Here is a 13,437-nt window from a genome sequence, read left to right on the forward strand (position 1 = left end):
GCTACACCGGCGCATTGACTCAAGATTTTTGTTACCGAGCGGAGCCTGTTATCTCATGTCATTTGTTACCCGTCAGAATGCTGGCGGGGACGACTTATGACGCAGCGGCTCGGCATTTTGATCAGCGGCGAAACGATGCTTCGTTTGCCCAAACGCAACGGCCAAAAGCACGTCACGACGACATCCAACCCTACCATAGTGGGCGTCCATGACTGGGCATTCAAACGCGCTCATCGCTATGACACCCTACTGGTCGATCTCGAGCAACAGCGCCCATTGGATCGGTTGCCCGATCGTGATGCGACATCGGTGGCGAACTGGCTAACAGGAAACCGCGCAATCCGAATCGTGTCACGCGATCGCGCTGGTATTGACACCGAAGGCATCACACGTGGTGCGCCGCAAACAATACAAGTGGCCGACCGATGGTATCTATTGAAGCATCTTGGCGATGCTATTGAGCGCGCGCTGAGCCGCTGCCAGCGGCCTATCCGCGAAGTTGCACGCTCGCTCAATCACGAGCACGCTTGTGCTGCATTGCCAGCGATCGAATCGAATGCGTCCGGCGTGGCAACCACATCGCGCGCAAAGGAGCAACAAGCGCGGCTCGCACGCTATAGGACGGTCATGCGCCACCATCAAAGTGCGATGGCAATACGCGCGATTGCGCGCCTTACAGCATTGGACCGGCGTACGGTGCGGCATTGGATCAACGCCGGTGGGTTCCCTGAGCGGGCGCAGCGGCCACCCGCAGCCAGCAAGTTGGATCCCTATCGAGCATAGCTTGCCCAGCGCTGGTGTGAAGGCTGCCAAAACGCGGCGAAGTTGTATTGGGAAATCGTGGGCCAAGGGTTCAACGGCGGTTGCGGCATCGTACGCCAAGCCCTTCAGCCTTGGCGAAAAGCCTGTGCAATCACGCAGCAGCAGCTGCGTACTGCTGTGTTGCGAGCGGCGCCTTGCACTCGCCGCGTAGCCTGCTGGTTAATGTGTCGGGGCACGGCCGCGTTCACCGACGACGATAAGCGGCACGTCCAGCGCTTTGTTCAACGACTCGGCAAGCGCTTTTTCGATAATCCGTCCTGTAACATGGCTTTGTCCAGCGACAAGTCCACTACGAGCCGCTTAAGCCTCGTGTCCTCCTCGAGTTACTTTAACCGGCGTAGCGCCGACGAGCCCAGCCCCCATACTTGTGCCGCCAGTTGTAACACGTCGTATCGCTGATGCCCATCTTGCGGCATACCTTAGCCACCGGCGTGCCCAGCCCTGCTTGCTTCAACGCGAACGCAATCTGCTCTTCAATGTACTGACTCTTCTTCACGACATGACCTTCTGCTTGCCAAGTTTGCATCATCCTGCCGAATTTTTATATTTCTGCATGGTCCAGTTTGTGGCCAGCCCCACAGGTGTTCTACGGTAAAGCGACCGGCAGCCGGAGCGCTGGAATGGATACCCGTGGCGCGCTCGACAAGTTGCTTCAGAGGTGCCCAGTGCCGAATAACAGGTTAGCCCTGCGCCAACGAGCAATACCAGGATTTGTATAAGGGTTTGTAAACGGTTGAAGCGAGCAGCGGCAACCCAAGCTTAGACAGCTTCTTAAAAGTGATTACGGCACTCGCCTTCAATCGCGCAATTTGTCAACACGCACAGGTAATTTTTTCATTTTTGCGCTGCTCCACCGGTGAAAAACGCTAACCACTTACTTGTAATCCAGTGATTGGCTCGGCTGTAGGCACGTTAAGGTATAATAGATGTCTTTGTAGGACCGCCAGTCTTCGTAAAGAGCTAGCTGGCATTGTTTATGCACACCCGTGGGTACGAAGGCAAAAAGCTAAGCGATGTTTGGTCATCGAAAATGACGACTATCACGACTCCAAGTAGTTAGTCTGCAATCAAGCTTACGCGGTGGAGCTATGTGCAGGGTGTGCAACGAGTGAAAAAATATTTGCGGCAAGCGCATGAACGCGGTCAAACATGGCAGCCTCAAGATACAGGTTAATAGGAGATTTTTTAAATAGAGGCCATGCTGCCAAGCGCTTCCTCAATCCGAGGCATAGGCATGCAAGCGAGTTGACCCAACCCGCATCCGTCCGGGGTATCTTTAACTTAACATAGGAAGTAAACATGGCGACATACCAAGAGTTGCGCGCTCAAATTGAACAGCTTGAAGCAGAGGCAGAAGCCTTACGGGCGCAGGAATTGGAAACGGTGATCGCACAAATGCGCGAGAAGATCACCGAATTGGGGATCACGGCCGAAGATTTATTTGGACGTAGGCGTCAAGCTCGCGGCGCTGCACGTGCGAAGCAGCCGGAGCCGAAATACCAAAATCCCAAAACGGGTGAGACCTGGAGCGGTAGAGGTCGGGCGCCGTCATGGATTGGAAAGAATCGCGAGCGCTTTTTAATCCCCAAATAAGGTGGAGCGGCATGTTGGTCAAGGAGGCGAATGTGCCGCTGGGATCCGCGTTCATTTTTGCCGCACCCGCAAGGCTAGTGGCAAAAAAGCTCGTTGTAGCACCAGCTTAACCCGGTGCACCGCTGTTCACGATGACGGCAACGAGCACAAGACTCGGCTGATGCTGTGATAACAAACAGCTTACGGGTTTGACCTGCTAGCGAACGCGGGCAATCATTGACGACCTCGCTGAATGTGCGTGAAATCCGCCTGCATTGGCTGTCCAGGCGCCGTTTCGAGTCGCAACACTGGCTCGGGCTCTTTTGCGCGATACACATCGCGGCGAGTGCAAGGCACCACTCGTGGCACATAGTAGGGTGCCGTCGCGATGACTGCGTTTGAATGACCGGTCACCAATGCCCACGATGCACGGCTGCGGTGTCGCTGCGGGTGGCTCGTCATTGCGGCCCTTGAGCAAACGAAGTATCGTTTCGCCGCTCATGCAGATGCCAAGGCGCTGCGCCAATCCAGCGCCTGCGGCGCCGCAGAGCGCCAAGCCCCAATGCCACAGCACTGTCTGTGCTCGGGCTGTGCGGCGTTGATGGCGTGCGACACAAGACGGAAGGCTTTGGGCAAGTGTTTGTCGAATTGACGGTTCGCGCAAACAGCGCGGGCAGGGGCACAAATTCTTCATGCCGGCGATCCTGACACCGCGCGTGATTCGCATGGGGACGCTCATTGCTTGCGTCGCGAAAGTTGACGCTGCTTAAGGGATCGCCAGATGGCCACGAGGCTACGAACCATTTTCGAGCTGCGTCTTTACCGCTTTGTAGTCAGGCTCGTGCGAGCAACGGCCAAGTGTGTAAAAATATTAAATCAGTATATCGATGCCCGGTATGCCAGTCCCAAGCCTCACAATTTTCAGAGCCGCCTTAAGAATCTGTCACCCCAGCTGCCGACAGACGGCTCAATGTCCGCTTCAGCCAGTCGCTCACTGTAGCAAATCCCGACGCACTGGGCGAATTCCGCCAGCCATGGCAATCTCCCCCAATTGAGGTGTTACAGAGAACGATCACAAGGTTGGACCTCGGAACAAACGAGGCTGCCAATAATGGCATCGCAGGCGCAGCTGTATCCACAGCCTCACAGACACTGATTCCATTCATGTAGTAAAAAACCCATAAATGAATAACAGCGTCCCATGCTCCCCCCCTGGGTGAGGGTTACGAAATCGATAGTGCTGGCCGTCGCCGGTTGCAGCGTCGTCTGGTCCATAAGTCGGAACTCCAACATGTTTTCGTGGAACGGATAGATCCGGCTCCCTCCACCGGAGAGGGGCAGGATCGGTTCGTTGCGCCATTGATCATCGAACCAGACCACCCGTTTTTCTTCGAGCATGAAATCGACCATGTGCCAGGCCTGATGCTTGTCGAAGCAACACGGCAAGTTGGCACTGCAATATCTCACCTGTTCTACGGGGTTCCTTTTGGTGTGGCCTTCGTGCTCGACGGATTTAACGTGAGCTATGCGCGTTTTGCCGAACTGTCCGCACCGCTTGCCGTGCATTTCACGGTGGTTGAGAAATACTATCGCAAGCGGTCACTGTCGAGCTTACAGGCACACACCGAATGGCACCAGGCCGGGCTACGCGTGGGCACGATGGATGTGCGCTGGCGATTCATGCCACCTGCCATATTGGCACGCCTGCGGCGCACCGGCACAACGAGCATCAGCATCACTGTGTAATGGCGGCGACTACCGAACGAATTGTCGTGCAGGTAACGACCGCCCAAAAGCGCGCGATTGTGCAGACCGCCAAGCGGATCGAATTGAATGCGAGTAAAACTTATGCGGCAAGCTGCACGGGGCTTTACGCCGTCTGAGAACAAAGAGGAAATTATCGCGTTACGCGAGCGCGGCATTCGTTGCACGATGTGTTTCGATATGCGTTTTGAACGTACCACACTCCATGCCCATCAGCATGGTTTTCGTGTAATCACCAGTTCCCCGGGGTATTTCGCGCTAGAAAAATATGGAGCAGATTCACGACTTCGGACGCCGTGCTGCATCACATTACCCAGATTTGATGTACCGCCATCGGATAGCGACCAACCGCAAGCCCATACAGATTGGCATCATGCGCTACGGCACGAGCGATCCCGACCAAAACGGTAATGTAATTCGCCGGCCACAACCTCAGCCGCGAGCCAATGCCGAGCGCGCCAAGGCGCGGCCGCAGGCTGCCGAAAAGCGCTATGTCCAATGAATTTCAGCAATTATCTTAATGACAGAACAACGCTCAGAAGCGTCGTGCCTAAAGGTCGTCATCGTAGGCATAGACAGCAACCGCCGTTTGATCGGCGAACCAAACAGCGGGCAATCGAGATTTGCCTTGAGCCGCGCATTGGTAGCGGGGCTCACACCCAGACACGGCATCAATGCGAACCTTCTACGCAAATGGATAAAGTTGCACTAGCAACGGATAGCTGATGCTTCAATATAGTCGCCGACGGCAGAGTCGGCATTCGTGCCAGTCGCTATGGTTAACGGCGAACAGGCGCTCGTCGAGCACAAATCCGTCATGTCGTCTTTGATGGCGGCGACGGGAAAATTCGCCCCCTGGGGGCCGCATAAATGGCTTGAATAACGGGAACCGTATAACGCGAGGGCGCCACGTACGGTTCTGCGAGAGCCTCGGGGTAAGATTTCCCGGGGCTAGTCGCCCGCGGATGAGCGGCACTGGTTTTGCCGTTCGGTTGTTCAGTTACAGACCGACGCGCAGCGCGGCACACGCCGCGGCGCTCTAGCCTAGCATCAAGCCCGGCGCGGCATTGAAGACTGACAGCAATAAGCTGTACAACGATATCGCCGACACCAATCAACTGGTGCAGTTGGGCTGCTAAGCGCACACGCGTCGCGACAGAATCGCGGCAAAAGAAAGCCTGCCGAAAACGCAACGTGGTCGCGATCATCTTGTCAGCGGATCCATTCGACTGATCGAGCAGCTGTTTGGGATCGAATCGCGCTGCGAAGACATGTCGTCGGAGAATCGTTTGCTCGCGAGGCAACGCCAGAGTCGGGCAGAACGAAGCACTGTTACATAGCATAGTGACGACATAGCTTCCAAAAGCGCCATTTATGCGTGCGGTCGCTGTCCGGTTAGCTTGAGTCTGTTACCCTCGCGAAAGTAGACGATTGCTTCGCCCAGCCCACGCTGACGAGCAATGCTGTTCGCAACCCGACGTCAGGAATTTCCGAAATGCAGCGGCACGCCTCGTCGTCGTGCCGCCATGACTCTTGGCAAGCGTGGCAACGGCAATTGCCAAGCTTTAAGATGATTAAAGTGAACTCATCCTGCCATATGACGTTATTGACCGGACTCGAGATATTTGACATGATCGCAGAATTCTGCGTGTCGCTGTATGAACAAAAGTGGATCGAGGCTAAGCGCAGTGTCAGAACTGTCTTGACGTAGGAGGTTGCTTTTTAATGGGAACCGATACCGCCGGTAATATCGTGTATAACTCGGTCGTCGGCAGTATCGTGACAGGGTTGCGAAAAAATAGAGCAGCCTGGTTTTGTAGTCGATAAATTGTCCGCTTGTTAGCATAACCGACCGGCTTTTTTCATGTTCTAAGACATACGGTGCGTCCCTAGCCGGTCATGTTCGACGGAGACAACATGACATCCAGTCTAAGTGCAGGCACCGCCGAGCAAGTCGCGGCTGTGCCCTTCCTCTCTAAGGAGCGCATTGTAGCGAGGCCAGGCTTCAACCGCTGGCTGGTCCCCCCGGCCGCCTTGGCAATTCACTTGTGCATAGGCATGGCTTATGGCTTTTCGGTCTTTTGGCTACCCTTGTCGCAGGCCATCGGCATGACCCATCCTATGGCTTGCGGTCCCGAGATCGGCTTCTTGCAAGAGTTGTTCGTAACTCATTGCGACTGGAAGATTTCCACGCTGGGATGGATGTATACATTGTTTTTTGTGCTGCTTGGCAGCTCTGCCGCTATTTGGGGAGGCTGGCTGGAACGAGCCGGCCCGCGCAAAGCTGGCGTGGTCAGTGCACTATGCTGGTGCGGCGGTATGCTACTTTCCGCACTCGGCATCCACCTCCATCAGTTCTGGCTGATGCTGCTGGGCTCTGGCGTGATTGGCGGTATTGGTCTGGGGCTCGGGTATATCTCGCCAGTCAGTACACTGATCAAATGGTTTCCAGATCGGCGGGGCATGGCTACCGGCATGGCCATCATGGGATTTGGCGGCGGCGCGATGATTGGCTCGCCGCTAGCCACGGAGTTCATGGCGGCCTTTGCTGCGTACGAAGGAGGGGGCGTGACACAGACTTTTGTCGCTATGGCCGCAATGTACTTTGTGTTTATGATGAGTGGCGCACTGGCCTATCGCATACCGCCGCCCGGGTGGACGCCTGCTGGCTGGCAGTCCCCTAAGGAGCGGGCAGACGGCGCCATGGTGACTCAGCACCATGTCCATGTGAAGAAAGTGTGGGGTATCCCGCAGTTCTGGCTCGTTTGGATGATGCTCTGCATGAATGTCTCGGCTGGAATCGGCGTTATCGGCATGGCCAGTCCGATGCTGCAAGAAGTATTCGGTGGCCACCTGATTGGCCAAGCCGTGCCATTCTCTAAGCTCGACAAAGCACAATTGACGTCAATAGCCTCTGTGGCGGCTGGTTTTACCGCGCTGCTGAGTTTATTCAACATCGGTGGCCGGTTTGTCTGGGCCAGCCTTTCCGATAAATTCGGACGCAAGCAGACTTACACCATTTTCTTCGTGCTAGGCATGCTTCTATACGCCAGCATTCCGTCGAGCATCACCGCCGGGTACTTGATACTCTTTGTTGCCGCTGTCTGCATCATCGTCAGTCTATATGGTGGAGGGTTTTCCACGGCGCCTGCTTACTTGGCCGATCTATTCGGCACTCAATTTGTCGGTGCCATCCATGGCCGGCTGCTCACCGCCTGGGCAACCGCCGGCGTTCTTGGGCCAGTTGTCGTGAACTACATGCGTGACTACCAGCTTGGCCTGGGCCTGCCGCGTGAGCAAGTTTACAACCAATCGATGTATATCTTAGTCGGCATGCTGTTAGTGGGCCTAGTTTGCAACCTTCTGATACGGCCAGTGGACCCGAAATACTTCATGAGCGAGCAGGAGCTTGCAGAGGAAAGACGTGTTGCGCACCCTGCGTCGCCCGTGTGCGATTTATCTGCTGGAGCCCCCGCTATGCAAGCGTCCGGCAGTCGTGCACTGGTCGTGCTCGCTTGGGTCACGGTTGGGTTGCCACTCGGATGGGGCATCTATCGCACAATGCTCAGTGTTGTGGCGCTCTTCCACGGCTAGTGCCCGTCAAGTTCAACCCGTCATGAAGCGCCACCGCTGCAATCGATATATGTGATGGCATAAGTTGAACAGGCTGCACGCTGAGCATGCGGCAAAAGACACAAAGCTTTGCATATTAGACATTGTTCTATATCAAACTAGTATGCATCGGGTAGGGGACACAGTTACCCTGTCGTCCTCTCACACCACTGTACGTGCGGTTCCCCGCATACGGCGGTTCATGAACAACGCTGGTGTCGTTGCGGACCGAGTGCCAACACCAGCTTCACCGTGTGCGCGATACCAGCGATCCATTGGCGCAGCAAGGATACGTCGACGTTATGCCGCTGAGCGATAGTCTTTAGGCCGGCCTCGCCAGCCCTCTGACGGATAGAAAAAGACTTGAGGCAACGAGCCTAGCTCATTAACAAAAAACTGGGTCAATGCGCGCGCAAAAGTAACGATTACCAGACAGCCGCCGGTGATCGAATCGAACACGCCGCGCGTGGCAACACCGTCACGAGCAAAACAATAGCAGGGGCGTCGTTCAGCGAGACTCGCGCGATGAATCGGTCCTACGCCCTCATCGATGCAGCATGGCAATCCGCGCGCTTGCACGCGTCACGGCATTGGACCGCCGGGCGGTGTGGCACTGGATTTATGCTGGTGGAATCCAGAATCGGTTGCAGCACTTGCAGCAACGCCTGTTGGATCAACCGATCCGTCACTGTCGGGATGCCTAGCTCGCGCTTACCTCCGTCCGGCTTAGGAGAGCGTCATCCGTCGCGCCGGCCCCGGCCGATACGTCCGTCGCAAAAGTTGCTCCCGTATCACCGCGCTCACCAGATGATACAACCTGGCCCATGTCCAGCCTGTCCACACCTAGCCCGCGATTCACGCTCCACGCTGCCTTCCACACTCGGTCGCCCTCATGCGGTTGCACTTCACCTCATTTGTGATGACCAGCTGAGAGCGGGACTGACGCCCATAGGATTGTGTTCATGCTGGGCGCGCCTAAAAAAACGCACGGCTCGCAGCCGTGCGTCCATTCGCGACCCGGAATCGTCTGGCGCGCTCCGTAGCCCGCGTCTCTCAGGTTCCAACTTTACCCTCTCTATCGAGAGAGTTATCTGCCGCTAACAATTTAATGTATCAGTGGCTTGACGCACTGTAAAGAACTAATTTCGGGGTCCCGAACTCACGGCCATCTTGCGAAAAGCGATAGTCAACGCCTCTGGCGTTCAACCTAAAAGCGATACGTCAGCGACCCGTTGCTACACCAGCCCGATCGGTGCGGTCTCATCGCCATGGATACCCCACGACATCAATACGGCGGGAACCAATCCGTCGTCGAGGGAGCCGCCCACAGCGGGCGCCAGCGTCAGCCCACCCTGATCGATCCAGTGTCAGCGAATATACATGGCCAGCCTTCCTTCGCGCTCGACAGGCACTTCGCCCTGCAGCGTCAGCGGATCGGACAGCCACACCGGCTCAGCGCTGGAAGTCATGGACAGACCCGGGATTGAGTCACTGCGTACGTTCATTGAGCGCGGTGCAGGATTGCACCAGCAGTTGCAAATCGCCGAGATCGTCGGCGTTCAGACGGTCGCAATAGTGCATCTCGACTCCGCGTTCAGTTGCGCATACAACTTGTCGTCTATCCACAGCGATGGCTTCACTTCATCGATTTCCCGTTCGTTCAACGCCACACGCAGCCGTGGGCATGCCGGTTTCCCGCCATTTTTCATGCTGTCGCGCAGATCGAAGACGAGCGTATCGACGATCAGGCCGTCACGCGCAGTCAACACGAGCAGGTAAGGCGCTAGCGCGAAAACGAGGGCGCTCACTTGATCGAAGGTATCGCGGGTCACTTGGATGCTGATCATGGCAACGCTTCGATTGCAGTTGAATAAAAATATCTTAGATGGTGGCTAATAAAACACCTTTCGCCTACACGAGCCGTTTTATCGGTTTGCGTGGACGATCCGGCGCGCCACTTCGTCGGCAGCCCGCCGGATTCGTGGTTAGCGCGTCACGCCCGTGGCGTCGGCGTCAGAATCACGGGTATTGACATTGCACACCAACGAGGATCCGGAATGTCTGACAGATTTTCAGTCCGCCATTGCGGAGCAGAGCCGCCAATCGTGGCCGACTCCGCCGACGCGAAACCGCGAACGGATCAACGCAAGGCGACTGACATTGCTAAGCGTGCGCTCAGCAATGGCCGATTGTCCGGGCTCGGCGCGAAGCCTGCCTACCGATCCGATGCAGCCCGCCGCCCCGAGGCAACTAGCCGCGCCCACGCCGCGCCCCGGGCGACGGCGCCGCGCGTGCCTGTCAACGGTACGCGAACGCCAGGCGAGCCAAGCTTCAGTTTCGACATCCAAGACAATCTTTTCTGGCAGGCCAGCGAGAAGGACTCGAAGTGACGGCATAGGGTCCGCCCACTATGTCACGCCGTTTTCAGTCGATACCCGGGCCGTTACATTGACGAATGCAACCGCTCCTCACGCAGCGTCACGCCAAACTTCTCGCGATACGCGTTGGCAAAATGAGCGGCCGAAGAGAATCCGCACGCCAGTGTTGATCTGCCGGACTGATTTGCTGGTGCGCTGCAACGGAAGCTTTGCCTTTGCCAGCCGCTGCTCAAGGTCATACTTCGACGGCATCGCTGCTAGCGCTTTGCGGTCTAACCAGCACGTCCTGCGGCGCGCGCGGCTGTTCGGTGCGGCCGTGGTCAAAAACATAACGTGGCTCGATACATTGCGCACAAAGCCCATCTCGTGTGTCAAGATGATCATCGTACGCCCCTTCTTGGCCCACTTCTGCATGGCCTTCAGCACCTCGCCGACCCGTTCAGGATCGAGCGCCGACGTGGGCTCGTCGAACAGCATCACGTCTGGATGCATGGCCAGTGCGCCCGCGGTCGCCACGCGTTGCTGCTGACCGCCTGACAGATGCACCGGATACTGTCCCTGCACGCGCGGCGGCAGGCCAACTTTGTCCAGGTGCGCCTGGGCGCGCTCCTGCGCTTGCTTGCGCGCCATGAGTTTCGTCTCGTTACTGTACGCAGGCAACGCTCGACGCAGCGCCGAGGACAGCATGTCTGCGCGGGCGGGCGAAATCGCGCATTGTCCTGCACGCGCGACCCCCATGCAGCGATAATAGCTAGTTTTTAAGAACGCCAGTAACAAGATGACCCCACCACTGCGGACCCGCCTCCGCGCATTGGTCATGCGCGTCATGCTCGGGCAGAAGGACGTGTCACGGCGTGGCCGCACTGACCGCCAAGCACTCGCCGTGGCGCTCGCGGCAACGCTGGCGTTGCACGCGTCGGCATCGTACGCCGGAGCACCCGCGTGCGCGACGCCCGACCGTGCGCACGGCCGCGCGGCGATCGGCCTGGTGCTCTCTGGCGGTGGCGCGCGTGGCTATGCGCATCTGGGCGTGCTCAAAGTGCTGGAAGAAAACCGCATCCCCGTGGATTGCATCGCCGGCACCAGCATGGGCGCCGTGGTAGGCGGCTTGTACGCGAGCGGCATGAGTGCGACAGACATGCAGGGCCGGCTGGCAGGCGTGAACCTGACAGACATCGCATTCGACGTGCACCAACGCGCCGAACTGCCGCAGTCGCAACGTGAAGACGAGCAATCGTATGCCAGCAGCCTGACGCTGGGCGTCAGCAGCGACGGGCTGAAGTTACCACGCGGCCTGGTGCAGGGCAACCGGCTACAAGCGCTGTTGTCGGATTGGACCTCGACGTTGCCCGGTAACCTGTCGTTCGATAAGCTGCCGATCCCGTATCGGGCGATCGCGACCGAGTTGCGCAGTGGTCAGATGGTTGTGCTGGATCATGGCTCGCTGCCGCAGGCGATCCGCGCCAGCATGGCGATGCCTGGGCTGTTCGCGCCGACCGACGTCGACGGACGCACGCTGGTCGATGGGGGCTTGGTCAGCAACCTGCCGGTGGACACGGTACGGGCGATGGGCGCAGACGTCGTGATCGCCGTGGACATCGGCTCGCCGCTGCGCCCGCTCGACGCACTGGCAACGCCCGCGGACGTGATGCAACAGATGATCGGCATCCTAATCCGGCAAAACGTCGCGCAACAACGGTCACAACTGGCCGCCGGCGACGTGCTGATCCAACCCGATCTCGGTTCCCTGACCTTCACCGATTTCGCGAACGCGACCCAGGCGATCGAGGCCGGCGAGGCGGCGGCCCGCGCGGCCCTACCACAACTGCGGCATCTGGCGCTGGCGCCCGCTGACTACGCCGCTTACCGCCGCGCACACGCCGCCCCGCCACCACGCCCGATACGCCTGACGCAGATTGACATCGAGTCGGTCGGCGCAGTGCCGGCCGCACGGATCCGCAACTATCTGCATGTGCGCCCGGGCGACCTTTACGATCCACATCAGCTAAACAAGGACCTGTTGACCTTGTCCAATTCCGGTGACTTCGAGGACGTCACGCAGCAGCTAGTTGAACACGGCGACGAACACCGGCTCGTGATCACGGCGCGGCAGAAGTCATGGGGGCCAAACTTCCTGCTGTTTGGCCTGGGCTTGTCGAGCAGTTCGACCGATGAAGGCGGATTTCGGCTGCATCTGGGCTATCGCCGACCGTGGCTGAGCCCGGCGGGACTCGAAGGACGCGTGGACACCACGCTCGGCAGCGACCTGATCAGCGTGCATGGCGAACTGCGCCAGCCGCTGTCCAGTGCATTCGGCTACTACGTGGCGCCCTATGTCGAGTACGTGAGCCGCTACGCGAACCTCTATAGTGACAACGTCCGCATTACCCGCTTTCATTTGCAAACCAAACGCGCCGGCATTGATTTCGGGCTTCCGCTCGCGCGGCTCGGCGACTTGCGCATCGGGCTCGCGTATGCGCACGGCTTCGCATCGCCGCTGTACAACCTGCCGCTGGACGAAAGTGGCACACAGTTGGCGTTCCCGGACGCCTATGGTCGGCAGTTGAGCATGCGCGCACGGTTGGTCATCGACCAACTCGACGACTCGCAGTTTCCCCGCAGCGGCTACTATACAGAGATCAGGGCTGAGCGTTCGCTCGCCAGCAGCAAGGACCACATCACCGAACTGTACGGCAAAGCAATGGCCGCGGTCTCGTTTGGACGACACAGCATCAACGTCGGCATCGAGGGCGGCAAGGACATCGGCGGTACCAACGCGATCAATCCGCTCGGGTTCACGCTGGGCGGCTTCCGACACTTGTCCGCGTATGCAGCCGATCAATTGTCCGGCACATCGATGGCCTATACCCAACTCACGTACATGAACCAGTTGGCTTTGTTCAACGCCGGTCCGTTCCGCGGTTTGTTCGCAGGCGTCACGGCGGAAATGGGTAATGTCTGGAACGGCTTCAACGACGCGCTGGACAGCGGGCCGATGAAGCGCAGCGTATCGCTGTTCACCGGGCTGACCAGCTCATTCGGGCCGATCTATTTCGGTGTCGCGCTTGCGCCGGGAGGACGCCGCAATGTGTATTTCCAGTTCGGGCACGTCTATTGACCCGCAGGCGGTGGCAGTTAGCTATTAGCTAATAGCTGTTGGCGCTTGGCACCGACGGTCCGACCCTGTAGGCGCTCATGTCACCGGCCAGCCCAGTTCAAAGCGCGCGCCATCGAGCGACTGCGGGTCGCCACAACAATACGGCCACGTTATGTTGTGTGCATTACGTGC

6 protein-coding genes and 5 pseudogenes are annotated in these 13,437 nt (G+C 58.0%); 6 read left to right on the top strand and 5 right to left on the bottom strand.

The window, feature by feature from the left end:
* Positions 1–96: 96 nt before the first annotated feature.
* Positions 97–783: a transposase gene (locus KQH60_RS09455; RefSeq protein ID WP_237576225.1), complete on the top strand. Its 687-nt coding sequence runs from the start codon at positions 97–99 to the stop codon at positions 781–783.
* A 272-nt stretch (positions 784–1,055) separates the two neighbouring features.
* Here the strand turns inward: KQH60_RS09455 and KQH60_RS09460 are convergent.
* Positions 1,056–1,318: pseudogene (locus KQH60_RS09460) on the bottom strand (transposase); the annotation flags it as partial.
* A gap of 803 nt (positions 1,319–2,121) precedes the next feature.
* Here KQH60_RS09460 and KQH60_RS09465 point away from each other — a divergent pair.
* The 4 genes and pseudogenes from KQH60_RS09465 (at position 2,122) to KQH60_RS09480 (ending at position 7,752) form a co-directional block, all read left to right on the top strand.
* Positions 2,122–2,415 (top strand): H-NS family nucleoid-associated regulatory protein, encoded by a 294-nt coding sequence (locus KQH60_RS09465; protein ID WP_237576226.1) that lies wholly within the window; start codon positions 2,122–2,124, stop codon positions 2,413–2,415.
* A 1,233-nt stretch (positions 2,416–3,648) separates the two neighbouring features.
* Positions 3,649–4,140, top strand: a complete 492-nt coding sequence (locus tag KQH60_RS09470; protein WP_237576227.1) for an AfsA-related hotdog domain-containing protein — start codon at positions 3,649–3,651, stop codon at positions 4,138–4,140.
* A gap of 165 nt (positions 4,141–4,305) precedes the next feature.
* Positions 4,306–4,660, top strand: a pseudogene (locus tag KQH60_RS09475) (epoxyqueuosine reductase QueH); the annotation flags it as partial.
* Between the two features lie 1,415 nt (positions 4,661–6,075).
* Entirely contained in the window at positions 6,076–7,752 is a 1,677-nt protein-coding gene (locus KQH60_RS09480; protein WP_237576228.1) for an OFA family MFS transporter, read from the top strand.
* A gap of 650 nt (positions 7,753–8,402) precedes the next feature.
* Here the strand turns inward: KQH60_RS09480 and KQH60_RS09485 are convergent.
* The 4 genes and pseudogenes from KQH60_RS09485 to KQH60_RS09500 form a co-directional block, all read right to left on the bottom strand.
* Positions 8,403–8,614: pseudogene (locus KQH60_RS09485) on the bottom strand (group II intron reverse transcriptase/maturase); the annotation flags it as partial.
* 715 nt (positions 8,615–9,329) lie between these two features.
* Positions 9,330–9,617 carry an N-succinylarginine dihydrolase gene (locus KQH60_RS09490; RefSeq protein ID WP_237576229.1) on the bottom strand — a complete coding sequence of 96 codons (288 nt, stop codon included), beginning with the start codon at positions 9,615–9,617 and terminating at the stop codon, positions 9,330–9,332.
* A 620-nt stretch (positions 9,618–10,237) separates the two neighbouring features.
* Positions 10,238–10,445: pseudogene (locus KQH60_RS09495) on the bottom strand (helix-turn-helix domain-containing protein); the annotation flags it as partial.
* Positions 10,384–10,772: pseudogene (locus tag KQH60_RS09500) on the bottom strand (ATP-binding cassette domain-containing protein); the annotation flags it as partial. The pseudogenes KQH60_RS09500 and KQH60_RS09495, both read right to left, overlap by 62 nt.
* 193 nt (positions 10,773–10,965) lie before the next feature.
* On the opposite strand from KQH60_RS09500, the gene KQH60_RS09505 reads away from it, so the two are divergent.
* Positions 10,966–13,266 (top strand): patatin-like phospholipase family protein, encoded by a 2,301-nt coding sequence (locus tag KQH60_RS09505; protein WP_237576230.1) that lies wholly within the window; start codon positions 10,966–10,968, stop codon positions 13,264–13,266.
* The last annotated feature ends 171 nt before the right edge of the window (positions 13,267–13,437 follow it).

The sequence above is a fragment of the Mycetohabitans sp. B8 genome, from assembly GCF_021991875.1.
Taxonomy (GTDB): Bacteria; Pseudomonadota; Gammaproteobacteria; order Burkholderiales; family Burkholderiaceae; genus Mycetohabitans.